Genomic DNA, 19,867 nt, shown 5'->3' with positions numbered 1-19,867 from the left:
CCGCCATTACGCGTCCCCTGTAGTGCCCCCGGTGGAAGATCGTGCCATGTGGGCGGGCTCCCGACCAGAGGAAAAACAAAAGGGATTCCGAGAGTCGTCAGTCCGTTGCTGTCAGGTGCGTCCGGAGGAATTCGACCGCCCTGGAACGGGCATGGAAGGCCGAGTTCGGCGGGTCCTCACGCAGGTCCCGGGTCAGTACCGCATGCGCCCCGCGGGTGTACCCGTCCGGGTTTCCGGGCTCGGAATCGAGCTCGATCACCTCGAACGCGTCGCCGAGTTGTGTACGGAGAGTGCTGAACCGCTCCCCCGGCGCCATCCGGTCCTGGCTGAACCGCATTCCGAGAACACAGAGTCCATCGGCCCGGGTGCGCTCCTTGATCACCTCGAGCTCCCGCTCCGACAGACCGGGATCGCGCCGCCGCTTCCGGCTCACGGGGAACGGCGTCGAAGGCTGGCTCAGCACCGGCGCCTTCACCACGTCCTCGACCGCCGTCGCGAGTGCGAACCCACCGGTGAAGCACATCCCGATCACGCCGACCCCGCGCCCCGGCGTACGCGCCGCCAGGTCGACAGCCACGGCCCGCAGGTACTTCGTGATCGGGCGCTCGGCGTTGACGGCGAAGCAGCGGAACTCTTTCGACACGCACAGCCGGGCGAGGGTGCCGAGCACGTAGCCGTTGGTTTCCGCGCGTCCCGGCGTACCGAACGGGGACGGGATGACGACCGTGAAGCCTTCGCCGACCAGGTGCTCGCCGAAGGCGGCCACGTCCGGGGTGAGGCCGGGGATCTCGGGGATCAGCACGACGCCCGGTCCGGCGCCCTTCTCGAAGCAGTCGTAGGTCAGGCCGCCACCGGTGAACGGCGCTCTCCGCCAGGAGGACAGATCCACAGTCATGAGGAGCAGCTTGCCCTACCCACAGGAAACCTCACGGTCAGTTGTCGGAATGATCTCGGATAACCGTCTGTCAGATCTCTATTGCGTCACGGCGGGTTGACGATTGCGGAGCGTGACGATGTATGGTCCACGCGAACTCCGATCATTCCTGGGGGATCATCATGCGACCGAACCGGCGGCATGTCCTGATGGCGGGGGCCGCGGCGACCGTCGCCGTCGTCGCGACGGGCGAGGCTTCATTGGCGCGGACCGCCGCGGCTGCCGACCCGTACGGGTCCGGCGCGCTCGGGGACTGGACAGTCCTCAGTCACGCGATCGCGCCCGAGGCAACGATCACGTACGTTCGCGACAACGACGGCGTCTACATGTTCGGCGACAGCATCGCGGTGCAGGACGCCAAGGCGCTCGCATCGCAGCTGATCGCGCGCAGCGGAAAGACCATCGCGGTCCACAACTGGTCGGGCCGGCCAACGGCTCCCGCGGTCGACGCGCTGCAGAACTGGGCCGCGCGGTACGGGCTACCGCGCCGGATCCTGATGGCGACCGGCACGAACGACATCTTCAACCCGCCCGCGTTCGGCCCGCAGGTGGACCGGGCGATGCGGATCGTCGGCTCGAAGCGAACTGTTGTCTGGGTCAACGTGCAGTGCGCGCGAACCGCCAAGTCTGCAGCCGTGCAGCTTGCAGACCAGCGGAACAGTGCGTGGATCAACTCGCAGCTGTCGGATGCCGCGAAGAAGTACTCGAACCTGAAGGTCGTGCACTGGTCGGAGTCGCTGGCGGCGTCGCCGACCCACCTCACGACGTACCTGCGGGAAGGCGTGCACACGTCGGTCCCGGCTGGGCAGAACGCGCGCAACGACCTGATCCTGCAGGCCCTGCTGGCTTCCTGACTCAGGGCTCGTAGTGCTGAACCGCTCCCCCGGCCGAGAGATCGACGAGCGTGTGGGCCAGTTCGCGCGCGTCGGCGAGCACTTCGTCGCCATCCATCGTCAGTAGTTGCCTGTCGCGTACGACGACTTGTCCCGCGACCAGGACCGTGACGACATCCGAGGCGCAAACGGAGTACACCAGGGCGGCGCGCGGGTCGTGGATCGGCTGGTTGTGCGGAGCGGAGAGGTCGACGAGGGCGATGTCGGCCTGCCGGCCCGGCTCGAGGACGCCGATGTCGTTGCCAAGGCCCGCCGCGTTGGCGCTGCCGCGCGTGGCGAGCTGCAGGGTTTCGGACAGGGTCATCCACTCGGCGTCGTTCTCACGTTGCTTCTGGGTAAGGGCGACCAAGCGGATCGCTTCCCAGACGTCGAGGGTGTTGTGAACTGCGGCTCCGTCGGTCCCGATGCCGACGGGAACGCCGGCCGACCGGAGACCCTTGATCGGCGTCACCTCCCCCATCGCGAGCTTGAGGTAGACCTTCGGACACGAGGCGATCGCGACACGATCGGCGTACCGCTCGAGGATCGCGAGGTCTGGCTCGCGGATCCCACACCCGTGTGCGATCAGGACGCCGGCGTCGAGCACTCCGGTCCGCTCGAGCACCTGCACCGGGGTCACGCCATGTTTGTCGAGCGACGCCTGCGTCTGGTCATCCGTCTCGGCGGCGTGCAGGTGGATCCGCATCCCCTCGGCCCGCGCTCGTTCCGCCGTACGGCGCAAGTCTTCGTCGCCCACCGTGTACGTGGCGTGTGGACCGAGGCTCGCTGTGATGCGGGGATGGAGTTGGTTGAGTTCGCGGGTGGTCTCGACCGCTGCGTCGATCGCGTCCCGGCCGGCTGAGGAGAAGAACGTCGGGGCAATGTCGGCCCGGATCCCGGACTCGACCGCCGCGGCGGCGATCTGGTCGGCGTGGAAGTAGTGGTCGACGAACGTGGTCACGCCGGCCAGCAACATCTCCGCACACGCCAACCGCGCACCGACCCGCACCCGCTGCGGCGTCAGGTTCACCTCCATGGGCCAGATCCGCTGGTTGAACCAGTCCTCGATCGACAGATCCTCCGCGGCCCCGCGCATCATCACCATCGGGCTGTGCGTATGCGCGTTGATCAACCCTGGCACTGCAACCAGTCCGGTCGCGTCGATCACTTCGGCATCGTCTGACTCGCCGGTGGTCGGACTGGTGGGAGCGGTCGGGGTGATCGCCGTGATCTGGTCGCCCTCTACGTGGATGTCCTGCGCCTCCTCGACCCGGCACTCCCCCACCTCGGGGACAACCAGCACGGCGACGTTGCGAATCAGCATGCATCCTCCCGACAACCAGGTAGATCCAGCTCAGTCTTGTCGATCCCGGGGTCCACCCGGTGTGTGCCGGTGGGGTCGACGTGGAAGGTGAAGTTGTGGGGTGTGGTCCATTCGAGGGTTTGGTGGTCGAGGCGGCGGAGGTTCCAGCCGTGGGCGTGGGTTTTGACGCGGTGGGCGTAGCGGCTGAGTGGGGCGAGGTTGGTGGTGTTGGTTTGGTGGGGTGGGCCGAGGGGGTTGTAGGGCTGGATGTGGTCGAGGTCGATGGTGGTGCGGGTTTCGCGGGTGCCGTAGGGGAAGAGTTCGACGGGGTGGAGGAGTTTGATGTGGTTGCGGATTCGGGTGGGGATTTCGTAGGCGTCGGCGCTGATTGACTCGTTGAGGTCGATGACGGGTTTGATGGTGTAGGGGGCGTGGCCGACGAGTTCGGTGAGTTGTTCGGCGAGCAGCGGCCCGATGGTTTCGGCGCGCACGACGCCGGTCCCGGTGGCGAGGGTGTGGTCGGTGAGGTGCACGAAGATCTCGGTGTGCCCGGGGCGTGAGGGCAGGCTGGATTCTCCGGGTGCGGTGGATGCCCCGGGCGCGCTGGATTCTCCGGGTGCAGTGGAGTCTCCGGGTGCGCTGGAGTCTCCGGGTGCAGTGAATTCTCCGGGCCTGGTGGATGTTCCGGGTGTGGTGGGTGGCGTGCGGAGTCTTCGGGGTTTGGTGTGGGCGTCTTGTTTGATCTGGGCGAGGCGTAGGTCGAGGGCGCGGCGGGCTGCAGGTTCCATGGCCCAGGCGTCGTCGCCGGGGTCGTCGGTGTGGGTGGTTGTATCGGGTTCGAGCGGCTCGATGACTTGCCTGTCTGGGGCGTCGAGTGGATCGGGTAGGTCGCTGGAGCTGGGGTGGGGTGCGTCGCGATCGGCGTCGTCGTGGGCTCCCGGTTCCGGGCAGCCGGTGTTCCACTCGGCCAGCAGGTCGTCGTCATCGGCGCCGAAGTCTGTCTCCCGCGCCCACACCGCCCGAGCAACACTCGCTCCGCCCGGTGCAGATACTCCAGCAGCCGCGCTCGCGCCAGCAGCAGGCGTGTGCGCTTCGGCCGGCGTGGATGCTCCACAGGTTGCGCTCGTTCCAGCAGATGCCCTCGCTCCAGCAGGCGTCGTCCCTCCGTCAGACGTCGTCGCCCCGACAGGCGCGGACGCTGCGGTGGATGTGGGCACTTCGGCAGGCACGGCCGCTCTAGCAGGTGCGCTCGTTCCAGCGGGCGTCGTCGCCCCAGCAGGTGCGCTCGCTCCAGGAGACGTGGGCGCCTCTGCAGGCGTGGTGGCTGGAGACGTGGTGGTTGGGGTCGTGGTGCTGGCGGCGGGTGGTGGGGTTGTTTTGGGTGGGGTGGGTGTGGGGGTTTGGTGGGGGTTGGTGCGGGCTTGGGTGAGGAGTTGTTCGGTGTAGCGGGGGTCGGCGAGGATGCCGATGGCGTCGGCGCGGCGGTGTTGGAGGGGGCGGGTGTCGCCGATGGTTTGGAGGGCGTCGGCGATGGCGGTGATGGTGGCGTCGTGGCGGATGACGGCGCCGGCGGGGGCTTTGACGTAGATGGTTTTGTTGCCGTGGTCGTCGCTGCGTCCGATGAATACGCCGCGGGCGCGGGCTGCCTCAGCGGCTTCGGCGCGGGCGGTTTCGGGGTCGGCGTGCATTTTCGCGGCGTGGACGATCTTGTCGAGGCGGTAGGGCGTGATCGAGTCGATGAGTGGGGCGACGCGCTGGTCGACGTAGTGGGCGGCGTCTTCGGACAGTTTCAGGCAGGCGGCGGCGATGCGGCGGGCTTTCCAGGGGGTGGCGTGGCCGGATTGGACGCGGGCCCAGGTGAAGGGGAAGCGGTGCCGCAGGGCAAGGGCTTCGCCGAGGAACTTGGCGCCGGTCATTGGGGAGGTTCCGAGGATGACGGCGAATTCGGCGATCGCGAATTCCGCGATGGGTGGGCAGCCGTCGCCGCCGAGCACAACGGAGCGTTCGCGGCCGTCGCTGGCGCGGCGGGTGGGGCGGATGTCGCGGATGCTGGGGTGGAAGCGGTCGGCGTAGATCTGGGCGTGCTCGAGCAGTCGCGCGTCGGCCTGGTTGGCGATCGCGCGGTGCTCGGCGGCCGACTCGAGCAGGTCGGCCGTGGAGAGCTCACTCAGATCATTGTCGAACATGTGTTCGATTCTATCTCGTCAAACCCGCTTCTCCAAATCCTCCGATCCGCAAAACCCTTACCTGTAAGGGATTCCGTGGGCCGGCGACCCGGGCGACGCCCGAGCAACCGGCACGCAGATCGGCACACGATGCCGCGCTTCGTCGGCGGCGCGACGACAGACGAGGGGCGTCGCACGAGCGACGCAGCTGCCTACCCGACCGGCGTCGCCTCCCCCGTCGCCTTCAAGCGCAAGCGGGACCACGCACGACCGAAGGCGGCTGCGGGTCACCGAACGCGGCTGCGGATGATCGAAGCGGCGGTCATGCAGCCGATGGCCGCCCCGTCCGACGGGCGCGCCGTGCCTGACGGACGTGCCGTGTCTGACGGGCGTGCCGTGTCTGACGGGCGTGCCGTGTCTGACCGACGTGGCGGGTCCGAGGACGCGGGCGGGTCTGACCGACGCGGCGTGGCTGAGGACGTGGTACGTCGGACCGACACGGCATGGCTGAGGACCTGCCGTGTTTGACGGGCGTGGCGTGTCCGACCGACGCGATGGGTCTGAAGACGTGGCGTGACTGACGGACGTGGCGGGTCTGCACAGCGGTTGTTCTGCAGGTTGAGGCTTACCTAGCGCTCGCTTCACGGGCTTTGGCCTGGGCGCGGACGGTCGCTGTCGCGCGGTCGGAGGTGGCGGTTGAAGAAGGTTGCGGCTTCGTTTGCGACGTACTGCCAGACCTGGTCGTTGTGCTGATGATGCGGATCGCGTTGGAGGTTGTGATGGCCGTGAGTGATGGGGAGTAGTTGGGTGTCCGTACGCGAGGCGAGCAGTGCGTTGTGTAGAGGTTCGGCTTGCTCGTACGGGACTGTTTCGTCGGAGGTGCCGTGGATGATTAGGAACGGCGGGGCTGCCGGAGTGACGTGAGTCAGTGGACTGGCGGCTCGTAATTGTTCTCGATGGGTGCTGATGTCGCCGCCCACGAGCGCGGTCACCGGCGAGGGTCGGTCGATGCGGAGAGCCCCGCCTGGGCGCGTGAGGTCACTTGGTCCGCTGATCGTGACGACCGCCTGAACGTCGTCTCGGGCTACGTCGTCTCGTTCGTGCCGGATCGGGTTGCGGCGGCTTGGGCTCGTCGGGCGGTGCGGTTTGGGTTGAGGCTGGCTACTGCGGCTAGGTGGCCGCCGGCTGAGTGGCCCCAGATGCCGATGTGGTCCTGATCTATCGGCAGGCCGAGTGGATTGCGGCGTAGCCATCTCAGCGCGGACTGGACGTCGTGCAGTTGGGGCCCCAGCCCGGGCAGCCATCGATGCGGACGACAGTTGGAAGAGGGCTTGTGGGTAGCGGCGCCGGTGCGACGACGTCCAGGCGGAGGTCGACGCCATCAGGCTGGGCGTAGTGAATGTTCAGGATGTACGTGAGTTCGGGCGGTGTTTGTGTGTCAGCCATCGCTTGTTGCCCTTCCGACGAGGTCCGACGAACGGAAGCACCGCGGAGAGGGCTAGGTCCAGAGCGGCCCCTCAGATGACCACGCTCAGCGAGCACTAGTTGCCGGGAGATCGATGGGAACAGATGTTCGAGTTTCGGGTATGGTGGGGGTATGGGTGCTGATCTTCAGGGCTCGTTGCTGGATGCTTTCGCGGATCCGGCGTTGGGGTCCTTGGACGGGCTGACGCGGACCGAGTTGGGGCGCGGGGCCTGGGTGGATGTGTTGCCGGGGTGGTTGACCGGGGCGGATCAGGTGTACGAGCGATTGGCTCGGGATGTGCCGTGGCAGGCGGAGCGGCGGCAGATGTACGACCGGGTGGTCGATGTGCCGCGGTTGTTGTGCTTCTACGGTGAGAACTCCGAGCTGCCGTTGCCGATCCTGGACGAGGCGCGGGATGCCCTGAGCGCGCGGTACGCGGACGAGTTGGGTGAGCCGTTCCGGACCGCGGGGTTGTGCTTCTATCGCGATGGTCGGGACAGCGTTGCCTGGCACGGTGATCGCATCGGCCGCGGTGACCGCGAGGACACTATGGTGGCGATCCTTTCTGTGGGTGAGCCGCGTGTACTGGCGCTGCGTCCGCGGCCGGGAGGGTCGAGTGGTCCGGTCGCTTCGGCGATCCGGTACCCGCTCGGTCACGGTGACCTGATCATCATGGGCGGCTCGTGCCAGCGCACCTGGGAACACGCCATCCCCAAGTCGTCCGGCCACATCGGCCCCCGAATCAGCATCCAGTTCCGCCCCCGCGGAGTCCGCTGACCCAACTAGCCGGCCGGGTGTCAGCGAGCGACCGGACGCTCACCGCGGCGAGACGCCAGCGATGACTGCTGAGCTCCGTCATGCAGCCTGCCGGTGCGCGATCGTCGGCTGATGGACTCCCTCACTCGTGGCTATGTAGAAGCCCAGCAGGCGGATGTCCGCGGCCTGGCAGATGGCGGTGGCTGCTCGCGCCCATTGGTCGTCCAGCTCGCTGCGCCCAGCTGGGCCGGGCCGACCTAGGGCGAGGATCATCCCGGTGCCGGGAGCTGTGCGGACCGCCGTGACGATCGGAGACAGCGCGGACGAGCACAGGCCGGCGGTGTCGAGGGTGTGGCCGAGATGCTCGAACTCGGACGGCAGATCGATGGTCACGGTGGCTCGGTAGTAGTCGTCGGGATCGCAGAGAAGTACGGCGAACGTGCCGCGCTGGCGGTCGCCGAGACTGACCATCAGGTCGACGACATCGGCGGCGGCGCCGGGCGTGGTGAGGGGCTGGTCGGCCCAGGTGGGAGTCAGGTTCTGGAAGCTCATGCCTAGAAGATGCCGCGATTCGGCCCCCGGATCCGAGTTGTCCACAGGCCAAAGTGGCCCATCTTTTGACACCGAGAATGGATCTCCACCCTGGGCCGTTAACTCCCTAGGCTCAACACATGAGCAGCAGACTCGGACAGATGCTTCCCCCGGCCGGAGCGCCGCGGGACCTGGCGATGGCGCAGTTGGCCAACTCGGTCGGCGACGGTGCGTTCGTCGTCACCTCGGCGTTGTTCTTCACCCGGGTCGTCGGCCTCTCGACGGCCGAGGTCGGTCTCGGGCTGACCGTCGCCTGGCTGATCGGGTTCCTCGCGGGCGTCCCGCTCGGCAACTTCGCCGACCGGCGCGGCGCCCGCGGTACGGCGGTCCTCCTCGCGCTCACCACAGCTTCCGCCGTGGCAGCCTTCCTGGTGGTCAGGAGCTTCGCGGGCTTCCTGATCGCGGCAATCGTCTATGCCTGCAGCCAGACCGGACTGACCGCCGCCCGTCAGGCGTTGCTCGCCGGTCTCGTCCAGCCGGCCGAGCGCACGAGGATCCGCGCGTTCCTGCAGTCCACGGTGAACGCCGGTCTCGCCGTCGGCGCGCTCCTCGGCGGCGTCGCGCTGCGGTTCGACACAGAGGCGGCGTACCTGATCGTGTTCGGGATTGACGCGGTGAGCTTCCTGGTTGCGGCTGTGCTGATCAGCAGGGTGCCGTCGATCGCGATCAGCGTCCGCACACAAGGCGAACCGCGGCTGGCTGTCCTCCACGACCGCCCGTACGCCGTACTCGCGCTGCTCAACGCGATCATGCTGCTCTTCATGCCACTGATCAGCCTGGTCGGGCCGCTCTGGATCGTCACCCGAACGAATGCCCCGAGCTGGGTCGTCGCCTCGCTGATGATCGTGAACACGATCGGCGTCACGCTCTTCCAGGTACGGGTCGCCAAGAGCGTCAAGGATCTCCGCACCGCCTCCCGCTCGATCCGGTACGCCGGACTCGCCATGCTCGCCGCCTGTGGGGTGTTCGCAACGACCGCCATCAATCTGAGCGCCACGATCACCGCCGGAGTGCTCGTCGTAGCCGCCGCGTTCCTCACCCTCGGCGAGATGAAACTTGCCTCGGGCGCCTGGGAGATCAGCTTCGGACTGGCCCCCGCCGACAAGCAGGGTCAGTACCAGGGCTTCTTCGGCACCGGCCCCGCGATCGCCCGGATGCTCGGCCCGGCGCTGCTCACGACGGTGATCCTCGGATGGGATCCGATCGGCTGGCTGGTGGTCGGTGCGCTGTTCCTGGGGACCAGTTGCGCAACTGGTCCCGCCGTACGATGGGCCGTGCGGACGAGGGCCGTCAACGTGGACGCCACGCCGTCGTTGCTAGAGGAGAACGCCGCCTGATGGAGATTCCCGGACTGGTCGAGATCACCACGTACGATGAGCTGCGCGACCTCGTGCCGCAGCCTCTCGCAGCCGCCGCCGGCAAGGAGCGCAAGGAGCTCCACGACCTCGACCTCGACTGGCTGGCCGCTTCACCGTTCTGCCTGATCGCCACCTCCGCCGACGACGGGACCTGCGACGTCTCGCCGAAGGGCGACCCCGCCGGGTTCACCAAGGTCCTGGACCGCTCCACGATCGCGATCCCGGACCGGGCCGGCAACCGCCGCGTCGACGGCTTCACCAACATTCTCAGCAACCCGCACGTCGGCCTGATCTACTTCGTCCCCGGCCGCGGCGACACGCTCCGGATCAACGGCCGGGCCCGGATCGTCAAGGAGGCGCCGTTCTTCGACGACATGGTCGTGAAGGGCAACCGCCCGCAGCTGGCGCTGCTGGTCGAGATCGAGCAGGTCTTCCACCACTGCTCGAAGGCGTTCCTGCGCTCGAAGCTGTGGAAGCCCGAGACCTGGGAGCCGGACGCCGTGCCGACCCGCCCCCGGATCGCGCAGGCGCTGGAGCGCCCGGACGAGGATCTCGCGGCGCTGGAGGAGTACTACGGCCAGGCCTACGAAGAGAAGATCTACAAGGTCAAATACTGAACTACCACGCCGGGCGCAGGCCGAAGTACTCCGTGGCGACGATGACACTGGCTGCACCCGCCCTCTACGGTTGCGTACTGTGAGCACGACTGACCCGTACGACGTCCCCGCCATCGCGGCGCGGGCCCGTCGTGTGCTGCTCCCGGTGGTGCTGTCGTTCGTCACGGTGATCGGCACCTTCGGATCGGCGCAGGGACAGCCGGACCGTCGGCAGCCCGACGCGTTCATGGTCGTCATCCTGCTGATCGGCACGATCTCGCTCTACTGGCTGCGCACCCATCCGGTACCGGTGCTGTGGGCAACTGTCGCGACCACGCTCGTCTACATGCTCCGCGAGTACCCGTGGGGCCCGGTCATCCTGACGTTCGTGATCGCGGTCTTCACCACGATCCGACTAGGACATCGACTAGCGGGCTGGGCCGGGCTGACCGCGCTGTACGTCCTGCATGTCGGTGGGCGAATGGTCCTCGGCATCAACCAGGACGGGGTGTACCAGGTTCTCCTGGTCGGGACGTGCTTCTGTGTCCTCGGTTTCGTGGCAGAGCTGTTCCGCGCGCACCGCGACCGTGTCATGGCCGCGGCGAAGACACGCAAGGAGGAGGAGCTCCGACGAGCCGGTGAGGAGCGGCTGCGGATCGCACAGGAGCTGCACGACGTCGTGGCGCACCACATCTCGTTGATCAACGTGCAGGCGTCCACCGCGCTGCACCTGGTCGATCGGCAACCCGAACGGGCCGCACCGGCACTGTCCGCGATCAAGGACGCCAGCAAAGAGGCGCTGGTGGAGCTCCGCTCGATCGTCGGGGTACTGCGACAGTCGGACGAGTCGGCGCCCCGCCAACCGGTCGCCGGACTGGATCACCTCGACCACCTGGTCAGCCGCACGGCCCGGGCCGGCCTGGAAGTGCACAAGATCGTCCACGGCGAACCCCGCCCGTTGCCAACCGGCCTCGACCGCGCCGCGTTCCGCATCATCCAGGAGTCCCTGACGAACGTCGTACGGCACGCGAAGGCGACGTCGGCAACAGTCCGGATCCAGTACGGCGAGCACTCGCTGGTGCTCCAGATCGACGACAACGGCGAGTCGCTGACCGCTCCGCCGATCGAAGGCAACGGCATCTCCGGCATGCGCGAGCGTGCCACCGCACTCGGTGGCACGCTCACCGCCAAGTGCACGCCGAGCGGCGGCCTACGGATCACGGCGACCCTGCCGCTGTAGGTGTCAGGGCAGGCGGACGTGCGACGGGTTGAGCTCCGCCACGCTGGAGACGCCGAGTAGCGCCATCGTTCGGCGGACCTCCTTGGTGAGGATGTCCGCGGCGCGTGCGACACCACGCTGACCGCCGGCCATCAGGCCATACAGGTACGCGCGGCCGACCAGGCAGGCGTCGGCGCCGAGGGCGATCGCCGCGACGATGTCCGCCCCGGACATGATGCCGGTGTCGAGGTAGACCTCCGCGTCGCTGCCGACCGCCTTGCGAACCTCCGGGAGGATCCGCAGCGGCGTCGGCGCCCGGTCCAGCTGGCGGCCGCCGTGGTTGGACAGCACGACCGCGTCCGCGCCGGCGTCGACCACGCGCCGCGCGTCCTCGACGGTCTGGATGCCCTTGACGATCAGCGGGCCGTCCCAGATCGAGCGCAGCCAGTTCAGGTCGTCGATCGTCATCGTCGGGTCGAAGAGCTTGTCGAGCAACTCGGCAACGGTGCCGTCCCAGGTGGACAGCGAAGCGAACGTCAGCGGGCGCGTGGTCAGCAGGTTGGCCCACCAGGCCGGGTGCATCGACGCGTCCAGCACGGTCTTCGCGGTCAGCGACGGCGGGATCGTGAAGCCGTTCCGTACGTCGCGAAGTCGAGCGCCCGCCACCGGTACGTCGACGGTCAGCATCAACGCCTCGTACCCGGCGGCCGCCGAACGCTTCACCAGGTCCTCGCCGGCGTCACGGTCCTTCCACACGTACAGCTGGAACCACTTGCGCGCGTTCGGGGCGGCCGCGGCGACGTCCTCGATCGACGTGGTGCCCATCGTCGACAGCGCGTACGGGATGCCGACCTCCTCGGCGACCTTGACCACCGCGCTCTCGCCCTCGTGGTTCATCATCCGGGTGAAGCCGGTCGGCGCGAACGCGAACGGCAGCTCCGAGCGGCCGCCGAGGATCGACGTCCCGAGGTCGATCTCGGAGACGTCGCGGAGGATCGACGGCTGCAGCTCCATCTCGGCGAACAGCCGGCGGGCGCGCTGCAGGCTGATCTCGGCCTCGGCGGCGCCGTCGGTGTAGTCGAAGACCGAGCGCGGCGTACGGCGTTTCGCGATCGCCCGCAGGTCCGCGATCGTCAGCGCCTTGTCGAGCCGCCGGTCGGTGGCGTTCACCGTGATCGGCTTCGGCCGCAGCAGCGGCTTCAGCTCGGACCATTTGGGCATCTGTCGATCGGTCATCACAACTCCCGGCTGAATCTGTGGTCGGACCACACCCTACCCTGTGGTCCGACCACACAGGTAGGGTCGTCCACATGAAGAACTACGAGCTGGTCCTGCACCGGGTCGAGGCGGACCTGGCGGCCGGGCGGCTGCGGATCGGCGGCCGGCTGCCGGGCGAGCGGGCGCTGGCGGAGCAGCTCGGGATCAGCCGGCCGTCGGTGCGGGAGGCGGTCCGGGTGCTGGAGGCGATGGGCGTCGTCCGGACCGCGACCGGGTCCGGGCCCGAGGCGGGTGCAGTGATCGTCGCGGAGCCGGTGTCCCCGCTGACCGCCGTACTGCGGTTGCACCTGGCAACGAATCACCTGCCGATGGGCGACGTGGTGCAGACCCGGCTGCTGCTCGAGTCGTGGGCGGCTCGGGAGGCCGCCGGACGCGTGCTCGGGACGGGCGAGCTCAAGGTCGCCGAGGAGTTGCTCGACCGGATGGACGACACGGAGCTGTCCCCGGAGCAGTTCCATGTGCTCGACGCGGAGTTCCATGTCGCGCTGTCGGGGCTCGCGGGGAACGTGCTGATCGCCGCGGTGATGACGTCGTTGCGGTCGGCGATCCACGGGTACGTGCTCGCCGCGGTGCCGAACCTGCCGGACTGGGAAGGGACGGCGATCGGGTTGCGGGCCGAGCATCGGGCGATTCTGGCCGCGGTGCGCGGCGGGGAGCCGGAGCGCGCGGCGGACTTGGTGACCGCGCACATCCGGGGGTTCTACCAGGCCGCGCAGTTAGCACCGTTCGGTGGAGCTGGTCCGGCGGAGGCCGAAGATCACCGTCGTTCCGACGATCAGGTGGAGTGAGGCCAGGCCGAGTTTCGCGCCGAGGCCGATGCCGTTGTCGAGCGGGCTGCCGAGCGACGTGAGGCAGACGATGGTGGCGATGACGGTCCAGATGTCGCGCGCTCGCGGCGTACGGCGTTCGAGGATCGCGAGCAGGCCCCAGCCGGCGAAGCCGACGGCGACGGACGAGAGCAGGACGGCGACGACGCCGATGTGCTGTACGCCGCCTTGACGCGCGGTGAGCGTAAGGCCGGCCAGCGGTGCGAGGACCGCCCAGCCGGCGACCGCCGCGGCGGCGGTGACGCCGACGACGGCTAATCGGCTGCGTCCAGCAGCCCGCCGCGCTCCGGGAACTGCTCCGGGGGTGTTGTGTGCGGTCGGACGGGCCGGGGTGGTGTTTGGGCTGGGCATTGTGGCTCCCTGGGCTAGCGGGGTTGTGGGTCCAACCTGCTGCAGCCCGTAGGGGTGAGGCATCGGTCGGGCGGCTGGCACTAGGTGGTCCGAAGTCGGTGCGGCTTCGACTTTGGTCGGTGGTGGGGACGGGTGCGGCGGCTTAGTCTCGGCGGCATGGAGGAGACGTGTGTGCCGCAGAAGGCACCTCGCTGGGTCGACGCCGTCGCGATCGCAGCCATCGCAGCGATGGTGGCCGGGACGATCATCGGGCGGTTGCCGGATCCCGAGCACCGCAAGTTCCTGTGGCTCGACATCGTGGTCGGTGTCGCGTCGGTCGCGCTGCTTCCGCTTGTGTTCCGGCGGCCGGTGCACGGGGCGATCGCGGTCGCCGTCCTCGCGATGTTCTCCCCTGCCGCCACACCGCCGTCCACCGTCGGCACGCTCACGGTCGCCCTCCGCCGCCCGTTCCGGACCGCGCTCCTGGTCGCCGTGATCGGCACGGTCGCGCACCTGATCCAGGGCGCGTGGCAACCGATCCACGGCCTGCCGTTCCTCTGGTTCGCGGTGCTCGACGTCGTCGTCCACGCCGCGCTTCTCGGGTGGGGGCAAGGCACCCAGGCCCGCCAGCAGCTCCTCGTGTCGCTGCGCGAACGGGCCCGCCGCGCCGAGTCCGAGCAGGGCCGCCGGGTCGCCGAAGCGCGCACGCTGGAACGTACGAAGATGGCGCGCGAGATGCACGACGTACTCGCGCACCGCTTGTCCCTGCTGGCGACGTACGCCGGTGCGCTCGAGTACCGCCCCGATTCCTCACCCGAGAAGCTCGCGAAGGCCGCCGGCGTGATCCGTACCGGCGTACACCAGGCGCTCGACGAGCTGCGTGAGGTGATCAACGTCCTGCGCGACGAGGACGTCTACGAGGGCCGCCCGCAGCCGACGTTCGACGATCTGCGGGCGCTCGTCGACGAGTCCCGCGAGGCCGGGGCGACGATCGCGTACGACGACCAGGTGGCGGACGCGACCTCGTTGCCGCCGGCAACCGGGAGGACGGCGTACCGGGTCGTGCAGGAGGGGCTGACGAACGCGCGCAAACATGCCGCCGGGCACCCCGTGAACCTGACGGTCGACGGCGGCCCGGGTGACGGGTTGCGGATCGAGCTGACGAACGCGGCCTCCAACGGTACGTCGCTCGCGCCCGGCAGCGGGACCGGCCTGGTCGGGCTGACCGAGCGGGTGCAGCTGGCCGGCGGCACGCTGGACCACGGACAGGTCCCCGGTGGCGGGTTCCGGCTCGAGGCCTCGCTACCGTGGCCCTCATGAACATCCGGGTCCTGGTGGTGGATGACGACGCGTTGGTCCGAGCCAGCCTCGAAATGATGCTGGACGGCGCCAACGGGATCTCGGTCGTCGCTCAGGCCGCCGACGGCGACGAGGTCCCCGCAGCGGTCGACGCGCACTTCCCCGACATCGTGCTGATGGACCTGCGGATGCCGCGCGTCGACGGCATCGTCGCGACCCGCCGGCTACGCGCCCGGACGAACCCGCCCGAGGTCGTCGTACTCACCACGTTCGACACCGACGAGAACGTCCTGCACGCGCTGCGCGCCGGGGCCAGCGGGTTCCTGCTCAAGGACACCCCGCCGGCGCAGATCGTCGACGCCGTACGCCGGGTCGCGGCCGGTGACCCGATCCTCTCCCCCGCGATCACCCGCCGCCTGATGGACCGCGCCGCCACCCAGGCCGACGCGCACACCATCGCGCAGCAGAAGCTCCAGCGGCTGTCGCCCCGCGAGTACGACGTGATGCTCGCCGTCGCGCAGGGTCAGGCGAACGCGCAGATCGCGGGCGAGTTGTTCATGAGCCTCGCGACAGTCAAGGCGCACATCTCGCACATCCTCACCAAACTCGAGCTCGGGAACCGGACCCAGATCGCCCTCCTCGCCCACGACGCCGGGCTCGCATAAGCTCCAGCGCATGATCAGGGTGCTGCTGGCGGATGATCAGGCGTTGGTGCGGGCCGGGTTCCGGTCGTTGCTGAACGCCGAGGACGACATCACGGTGATCGGCGAGGTCCCGGACGGCGCCGAGGCGGTCACGGTCGCGCGGGCCGAGAAGCCCGACGTGGTGCTGATGGACATCCGGATGCCCGGCACGGACGGGCTGGAGGCCACCCGGCAGATCGGCGCGGATCCCGAGCTGGCCGACGTACACGTGGTGATCCTGACGACGTTCGACCTGGACGAGTACGTGTTCGAGGCCCTCCGGGTCGGGGCGAGCGGGTTCCTGGTGAAGGACACCGAGCCGGTCGAGCTGCTGCAGGCGGTACGTGTCGTAGCGCGCGGCGATGCGCTGCTCTCCCCCGGCGTCACGCGGCGGCTGGTCGCGGAGTTCGCGTCGCGCAGCCGGCAGCCGCACGCGAGCACGGAGCTCGACGTACTCACCGATCGCGAGAAGGAGATCGTCGCGCTCGTCGGCGAAGGGCTGTCGAACGACGAGATCGCCGAGCGACTGGTGCTCAGCCCGGCCACGGCGAAGACGCATGTCAGCCGGGCGATGATCAAACTCGGCGTCCGAGACCGTGCCCAACTCGTCGTCGTCGCCTACCAGACCGGGCTGGTCCGCCCCGGCTGGCTGGGTTGACCTTCCAGCCACTCGAAGCCCGAGGGTGCTCGTATGACGCACCTCGAAGAAATCATGGCCGCCGTCGAGCTCGGCCGCTCCGGCGATCGCGCCGCCGCCCGTTCCCGACTGACCGCGTTGTGGGACGCGGTCGACGACCGTCAGACCCGTTGTGCGATCGCGCACTACCTGGCCGACGTACAGGACGAGACCGAGGACGAGCTCGCCTGGGACCTGCGTGCGCTGGAGGTCGTCGAGGACGACGGCTGGTTGCCGTCCCTGCATCTCAACCTCGCTGACGATTACCGCAGGCTCGCCGACCGCGTGCGGGCCGAAGAGCATCTGCGGCTGGCCCGCGCGCAGCTCCCGCAGCTTCCCGAAGGTGCTTACGGTGACCTGATCCGCAGCGGCGTACAGCATGTCGCGGACGCGCTCGCGGCGGGAAGCGTGCACCGTCTGGAGACCAGCCCCAGCACCTGAGTACTCCGGTGGGGGTAGCTGCGGTCACTCCCCGGAGCCGACGCGGCGAACGGGTCGCCGACGGCACGCTCTGGGGTATGGATGCGCTAGTCGAGGTCAGTGGGCTGACGAAGAAATACGGCGACACCCTCGCGGTCGATGGTGTCGATCTGACGGTGCTGCCGGGTGAGGTGTACGGGTTTCTCGGACCCAATGGAGCGGGCAAGACGACCACGCTCCGGATCCTCACCGGTCTGATCGCGCCGACGAGTGGGAACGTGCGCGTGCTCGGCGGTCGCCCGGGCGAGGCCGGCGTACTGGGGCGGACCGGGTCGATGATCGAGTCGCCGGCGTTCTACCCGTACCTGTCCGGGCTGGACAATCTCCGACTGCTCGCCGAGTACGCCGGGGTGTCGCGGCAACGGATCGACGAGGTACTGGAGCTCGTCGATCTCACCGATCGCGCGCGGGACCGGTTCTCGACGTACTCCCTGGGGATGAAGCAGCGCCTCGGGGTCGCGGCCGCGTTGCTGAAGGATCCGGAGCTGGTGATCCTCGACGAACCGACCAACGGACTGGACCCGGCCGGGATGCGCGACATGCGCCGACTGATCCGCGAACTCGGGACCGACGGCCGGACGGTCCTGCTGTCCAGTCACCTGCTCGGCGAGGTCCAGCAGATCTGCGACCGGGTCGGCATCATCAACGCCGGCCGCATGGTTGCCGAGCGCAACGTCAACGAACTGCGCGGCGAGCAGGAGCTGGTCATCCAGGCCACGCCCAAGGACAAGGCTCAGAAGCTGCTCGCCGGGTTCGGCACGGTGCACCGGTACGACGACACGCTGCGGGTGAAGGTCGCACCGGACCGGGCCGCCGAGGTCAACCGGGTCCTGGTCGAGGCCGGGATCGCCGTGTCCGAGCTGCACAGCACCGAACGAGCTCTTGAGGACATCTTCTTCGAGCTCACGACGACGGAGGAGAAGGCCGATGTTGGGTAGCTACCGCGCGGAGATCCTCAAGCTCCGCAAGCGCGCCGCGGTCTGGGTGCTGTTCGCCGCCGGGCTGGTGCTGAGCCTGACCTTCGGCTACCTGCTGCCGTACGTGGCCTACGCGACCGGCGACGACACCCCGAGCACGACCGGCGTACCGCGCGCCGAGGTCCTGCGCGGCATGCTGCCGGAGCGCGTCATCGACAACACGATCGGCGGCTACCCGATCTTCGCCGGCGCGCTCGCGCTGGTGCTGGGCGCGATCGTGCTCGGCGGTGAGTACTCGTGGGGCACGCTGAAGACCGTGCTCACCCAGCGCCCGCGGCGCGGCACGATCCTCGGGGCACAGTTCCTCGCGCTCGGCACGATGATCGCCCTCTGGGTCCTGGGGATCTTCGCCGCCTGTGCGCTCTGCAGCGTCGGCATCGCCGCCGCGGAGAACGGCTCGACGAACTGGCCGAGCATCGGCGACCTCCTGCAAGGCCTCGGCGGCGGCTGGCTGGTGCTGATGACCTGGTGCCTCGCGGGTGCCGTCCTAGCCGTTGCCTTCCGCAACGTCGCGCTGCCGATCGGTCTCGGCGTCGTATGGATCCTCGGCATCGAAACCCTGCTGGCCGGCGTCGTGAGCAGCCTGCTGCCAAGCCTGAAATGGCTCGCCAACGTGCTCCCCGGAACCAACGCCGGCTCACTCGTCTTCAGCGTGACGGGCATGGCATCCGCCGACGCACCACCCGGCGTACGAGACGCGGTCAGCGGCGGCCGCGCCCTGCTGACGCTAGTCGGCTACTGCCTGGTGTTTGGCATCCTCGCCACCTGGACAATGCGCCGCCGAGACGTCACTTGATCCCGGCGTGGACCAGGGCTAGTTCGCAGAACATGGCGTTGGCCCAGGAGAACCATTCGCGGGTGTACTGCGTGGGGTCGTCGACGTCGAAGCCCTCGTGCATCTGGCCGGTGCCGCCGGTGGTGTCGCGGAGGAGTTCCAGCAGTTGCTGGCGCTCCTGCGCCGACGTGCTCGAGATCCCCTGTACGGCGAGGGCGATGTGCCAGATGTACCGCGGTGGCGTGTGCGGGCTGCCGATTCCGGCGGCCGCGGTGCCGCTGTAGTAGTACGGGTTGTCCGGGCTCAGCAGCAGCTGACGCGTCGCGAGGTACGTCGGGTCGTCCGGGGCGGCGTACCCGGTCAGCGGGATCCCGAGCAGGCTCGGCATGTTCGCGTCGTCCATCACCAGGGACCCGCCCAGACCGTCGACCTCGTACGCGTAGACGTGGCCGTGGGTCGGGTGGTCGATCGTCCCGTGCTGCGCGATGCCTTCGTCGATCTCGGCCTTCAGCGTCTTCGCGCGATCGGCCAGCGGCGCGTCCCGCAGTACCTCGGTCGCGATCTCCTGCAGGTAGCCGAGCACGACCGACGCGAACATGTTGCCCGGCACGTTGAAGCCCAGCTCGGTCGCGTCGTCACTCGGCCGGAACGCGCTCCACGACATCCCGGTCGGCTTCGTCAACCGGCCACGGCCTTCGCGGACCAGCGTGTCCGACGGCCGATCGTCGAGCCGCTGGAAGCGGTACGGCGAGTTCGCCTCGTGATCCTGCTCCACGGTCCACAGTTCGACGATCGCCTCGGCGGCGGCGCGGTACCGGTCGTCGATCACGTCGGCGCGGCCGGTGATCCGCCACAGCCGGTACGCCAGCTCCAGCGGGAAGCACAGCGAGTCGATCTCGTACTTGCGTTCCCATACCCACGGCGACATCTCGGTCTCGTCGGTGACGTGACCGGCGCCGTTCGCCTCCTGGTTGAAGGCGTTCGCGTACGGGTCCAGGACGACGTACTCGAGCTGGCGGTGCAGGACCCCGATCAGGACCTCCTGCAGTCCCGGATCGTCCTTGCACAACAGCAGGTACGGGCGCAGTTGCGCGGCCGAGTCGCGCAGCCACATCGCCGGGATGTCGCCGGTGAGCACGAACGTCGTCCCGTCCGGCAGCCGCTCGGCGACCGCGGGCAGGTTCTCGGCCATCGAGCGCCGGAACATCTCCGCGATCGCGGCGTCGCCGGTGGCCTGCTGAACAGCCGCCGTGGCGCGGGTCAGGACCTCGGGGTCGATCATC

The 19,867-nt window shown here is 68.8% G+C and carries 21 protein-coding genes; 12 read left to right on the top strand and 9 right to left on the bottom strand.

Annotation, left to right across the window (positions count from 1 at the left end; genetic code table 11):
- Positions 1 to 97 precede the first annotated feature (97 nt).
- Entirely contained in the window at positions 98 to 895 is a 798-nt protein-coding gene (locus AC0662_RS03080) for a dienelactone hydrolase family protein (protein ID WP_452198620.1), read from the bottom strand.
- A gap of 161 nt (positions 896 to 1,056) precedes the next feature.
- Here AC0662_RS03080 and AC0662_RS03075 point away from each other — a divergent pair, with 161 nt between their 5' ends.
- On the top strand, positions 1,057 to 1,788 hold the full coding sequence (locus tag AC0662_RS03075; protein ID WP_452198618.1) for an SGNH/GDSL hydrolase family protein: 732 nt from the start codon (positions 1,057 to 1,059) through the stop codon (positions 1,786 to 1,788).
- Between the two features lies 1 nt (position 1,789).
- Here the strand turns inward: AC0662_RS03075 and AC0662_RS03070 are convergent, their stop codons facing one another.
- The 4 genes from AC0662_RS03070 to AC0662_RS03055 form a co-directional block, all read right to left on the bottom strand.
- On the bottom strand, positions 1,790 to 3,130 hold the full coding sequence (locus tag AC0662_RS03070; protein ID WP_478298129.1) for an amidohydrolase: 1,341 nt from the start codon (positions 3,128 to 3,130) through the stop codon (positions 1,790 to 1,792).
- Positions 3,124 to 5,295 (bottom strand): hypothetical protein, encoded by a 2,172-nt coding sequence (locus AC0662_RS03065; RefSeq protein WP_478298127.1) that lies wholly within the window; start codon positions 5,293 to 5,295, stop codon positions 3,124 to 3,126. Before AC0662_RS03065 ends, AC0662_RS03070 begins: the two co-directional genes overlap by 7 nt.
- A gap of 620 nt (positions 5,296 to 5,915) precedes the next feature.
- A complete protein-coding gene (locus AC0662_RS03060) occupies positions 5,916 to 6,383 on the bottom strand; it encodes a prolyl oligopeptidase family serine peptidase (protein ID WP_478300182.1) in 468 nt (155 codons plus the stop codon).
- On the bottom strand, positions 6,359 to 6,553 hold the full coding sequence (locus AC0662_RS03055) for an alpha/beta hydrolase (RefSeq protein ID WP_452203815.1): 195 nt from the start codon (positions 6,551 to 6,553) through the stop codon (positions 6,359 to 6,361). Before AC0662_RS03055 ends, AC0662_RS03060 begins: the two co-directional genes overlap by 25 nt.
- A 318-nt stretch (positions 6,554 to 6,871) precedes the next feature.
- On the opposite strand from AC0662_RS03055, the gene AC0662_RS03050 reads away from it, so the two are divergent.
- Entirely contained in the window at positions 6,872 to 7,516 is a 645-nt protein-coding gene (locus AC0662_RS03050; protein WP_452203813.1) for an alpha-ketoglutarate-dependent dioxygenase AlkB, read from the top strand.
- 78 nt (positions 7,517 to 7,594) lie between these two features.
- Here the strand turns inward: AC0662_RS03050 and AC0662_RS03045 are convergent, their stop codons facing one another.
- On the bottom strand, positions 7,595 to 8,047 hold the full coding sequence (locus tag AC0662_RS03045) for a hypothetical protein (RefSeq protein ID WP_478298125.1): 453 nt from the start codon (positions 8,045 to 8,047) through the stop codon (positions 7,595 to 7,597).
- 119 nt (positions 8,048 to 8,166) lie between these two features.
- Between AC0662_RS03045 and AC0662_RS03040 the strand changes: the two genes are divergently transcribed.
- The 3 genes from AC0662_RS03040 to AC0662_RS03030 all read left to right on the top strand — a co-directional run bounded on the left by AC0662_RS03040 (position 8,167) and on the right by AC0662_RS03030 (position 11,280).
- A complete protein-coding gene (locus AC0662_RS03040; RefSeq protein WP_478298123.1) occupies positions 8,167 to 9,423 on the top strand; it encodes an MFS transporter in 1,257 nt (418 codons plus the stop codon).
- Entirely contained in the window at positions 9,423 to 10,061 is a 639-nt protein-coding gene (locus tag AC0662_RS03035; RefSeq protein ID WP_452203810.1) for a pyridoxamine 5'-phosphate oxidase family protein, read from the top strand. The genes AC0662_RS03040 and AC0662_RS03035 overlap by 1 nt, the downstream gene beginning before the upstream one ends.
- Positions 10,062 to 10,140: 79 nt before the next feature.
- Positions 10,141 to 11,280 carry a sensor histidine kinase gene (locus tag AC0662_RS03030; RefSeq protein ID WP_478298121.1) on the top strand — a complete coding sequence of 380 codons (1,140 nt, stop codon included), beginning with the start codon at positions 10,141 to 10,143 and terminating at the stop codon, positions 11,278 to 11,280.
- A gap of 3 nt (positions 11,281 to 11,283) precedes the next feature.
- On the opposite strand, the gene AC0662_RS03025 is transcribed toward AC0662_RS03030, so the two are convergent.
- On the bottom strand, positions 11,284 to 12,495 hold the full coding sequence (locus AC0662_RS03025) for an alpha-hydroxy acid oxidase (protein WP_478298119.1): 1,212 nt from the start codon (positions 12,493 to 12,495) through the stop codon (positions 11,284 to 11,286).
- A 74-nt stretch (positions 12,496 to 12,569) separates the two neighbouring features.
- Between AC0662_RS03025 and AC0662_RS03020 the strand changes: the two genes are divergently transcribed.
- Positions 12,570 to 13,325 carry a FadR/GntR family transcriptional regulator gene (locus AC0662_RS03020; RefSeq protein WP_452203806.1) on the top strand — a complete coding sequence of 252 codons (756 nt, stop codon included), beginning with the start codon at positions 12,570 to 12,572 and terminating at the stop codon, positions 13,323 to 13,325.
- Here the strand turns inward: AC0662_RS03020 and AC0662_RS03015 are convergent.
- Positions 13,254 to 13,715, bottom strand: coding sequence for a DUF6069 family protein (locus AC0662_RS03015; RefSeq protein ID WP_478298117.1), 462 nt, complete (start codon positions 13,713 to 13,715; stop codon positions 13,254 to 13,256). The genes AC0662_RS03020 and AC0662_RS03015 overlap by 72 nt on opposite strands.
- 156 nt (positions 13,716 to 13,871) lie before the next feature.
- Between AC0662_RS03015 and AC0662_RS03010 the strand changes: the two genes are divergently transcribed.
- The 6 genes from AC0662_RS03010 (at position 13,872) to AC0662_RS02985 (ending at position 18,605) form a co-directional block, all read left to right on the top strand.
- Positions 13,872 to 15,014: a sensor histidine kinase gene (locus tag AC0662_RS03010; protein ID WP_478298114.1), complete on the top strand. Its 1,143-nt coding sequence runs from the start codon at positions 13,872 to 13,874 to the stop codon at positions 15,012 to 15,014.
- The gene (locus AC0662_RS03005) at positions 15,011 to 15,658 is read left to right on the top strand and encodes a response regulator (RefSeq protein WP_478298112.1); all 648 of its coding nucleotides are present in this window, start codon (positions 15,011 to 15,013) and stop codon (positions 15,656 to 15,658) included. Before AC0662_RS03010 ends, AC0662_RS03005 begins: the two co-directional genes overlap by 4 nt.
- 10 nt (positions 15,659 to 15,668) lie before the next feature.
- Positions 15,669 to 16,334, top strand: a complete 666-nt coding sequence (locus AC0662_RS03000; RefSeq protein ID WP_452203802.1) for a response regulator — start codon at positions 15,669 to 15,671, stop codon at positions 16,332 to 16,334.
- Positions 16,335 to 16,367: 33 nt separating this feature from the next.
- Positions 16,368 to 16,793, top strand: a complete 426-nt coding sequence (locus tag AC0662_RS02995) for a hypothetical protein (protein ID WP_478298110.1) — start codon at positions 16,368 to 16,370, stop codon at positions 16,791 to 16,793.
- A gap of 77 nt (positions 16,794 to 16,870) precedes the next feature.
- Entirely contained in the window at positions 16,871 to 17,770 is a 900-nt protein-coding gene (locus tag AC0662_RS02990; protein WP_478298108.1) for an ABC transporter ATP-binding protein, read from the top strand.
- Complete coding sequence (locus tag AC0662_RS02985) at positions 17,760 to 18,605, top strand: ABC transporter permease (RefSeq protein WP_478298106.1); 846 nt, start codon at positions 17,760 to 17,762, stop codon at positions 18,603 to 18,605. Before AC0662_RS02990 ends, AC0662_RS02985 begins: the two co-directional genes overlap by 11 nt.
- Here AC0662_RS02985 and AC0662_RS02980 read toward each other — a convergent pair.
- Positions 18,598 to 19,866, bottom strand: coding sequence for a glycoside hydrolase family 125 protein (locus tag AC0662_RS02980; RefSeq protein ID WP_452203798.1), 1,269 nt, complete (start codon positions 19,864 to 19,866; stop codon positions 18,598 to 18,600). The genes AC0662_RS02985 and AC0662_RS02980 overlap by 8 nt on opposite strands.
- Between the last annotated feature and the right edge of the window lies 1 nt (position 19,867).

The organism is Kribbella sp. NPDC043289, from assembly GCF_056436705.1.
The sequence above is the reverse complement of the archived record's forward strand: the minus strand, read 5'-3'. Positions and strand labels throughout refer to the sequence as shown.

Coding starts and splice junctions, on each gene's coding strand:
- AC0662_RS03080 (WP_452198620.1), bottom strand. CDS start 895: ATGACTGTGGATCTGTCCTCCTGGCGGAGAGCGCCGTTCACCGGTGGC.
- AC0662_RS03075 (WP_452198618.1), top strand. CDS start 1,057: ATGCGACCGAACCGGCGGCATGTCCTGATGGCGGGGGCCGCGGCGACC.
- AC0662_RS03070 (WP_478298129.1), bottom strand. CDS start 3,130: ATGCTGATTCGCAACGTCGCCGTGCTGGTTGTCCCCGAGGTGGGGGAG.
- AC0662_RS03065 (WP_478298127.1), bottom strand. CDS start 5,295: ATGTTCGACAATGATCTGAGTGAGCTCTCCACGGCCGACCTGCTCGAG.
- AC0662_RS03050 (WP_452203813.1), top strand. CDS start 6,872: ATGGGTGCTGATCTTCAGGGCTCGTTGCTGGATGCTTTCGCGGATCCG.
- AC0662_RS03045 (WP_478298125.1), bottom strand. CDS start 8,047: ATGAGCTTCCAGAACCTGACTCCCACCTGGGCCGACCAGCCCCTCACC.
- AC0662_RS03040 (WP_478298123.1), top strand. CDS start 8,167: ATGAGCAGCAGACTCGGACAGATGCTTCCCCCGGCCGGAGCGCCGCGG.
- AC0662_RS03035 (WP_452203810.1), top strand. CDS start 9,423: ATGGAGATTCCCGGACTGGTCGAGATCACCACGTACGATGAGCTGCGC.
- AC0662_RS03025 (WP_478298119.1), bottom strand. CDS start 12,495: ATGACCGATCGACAGATGCCCAAATGGTCCGAGCTGAAGCCGCTGCTG.
- AC0662_RS03020 (WP_452203806.1), top strand. CDS start 12,570: ATGAAGAACTACGAGCTGGTCCTGCACCGGGTCGAGGCGGACCTGGCG.
- AC0662_RS03015 (WP_478298117.1), bottom strand. CDS start 13,715: ATGCCCAGCCCAAACACCACCCCGGCCCGTCCGACCGCACACAACACC.
- AC0662_RS03010 (WP_478298114.1), top strand. CDS start 13,872: ATGGAGGAGACGTGTGTGCCGCAGAAGGCACCTCGCTGGGTCGACGCC.
- AC0662_RS03005 (WP_478298112.1), top strand. CDS start 15,011: ATGAACATCCGGGTCCTGGTGGTGGATGACGACGCGTTGGTCCGAGCC.
- AC0662_RS03000 (WP_452203802.1), top strand. CDS start 15,669: ATGATCAGGGTGCTGCTGGCGGATGATCAGGCGTTGGTGCGGGCCGGG.
- AC0662_RS02995 (WP_478298110.1), top strand. CDS start 16,368: ATGACGCACCTCGAAGAAATCATGGCCGCCGTCGAGCTCGGCCGCTCC.
- AC0662_RS02990 (WP_478298108.1), top strand. CDS start 16,871: ATGGATGCGCTAGTCGAGGTCAGTGGGCTGACGAAGAAATACGGCGAC.
- AC0662_RS02985 (WP_478298106.1), top strand. CDS start 17,760: ATGTTGGGTAGCTACCGCGCGGAGATCCTCAAGCTCCGCAAGCGCGCC.
- AC0662_RS02980 (WP_452203798.1), bottom strand. CDS start 19,866: ATGATCGACCCCGAGGTCCTGACCCGCGCCACGGCGGCTGTTCAGCAG.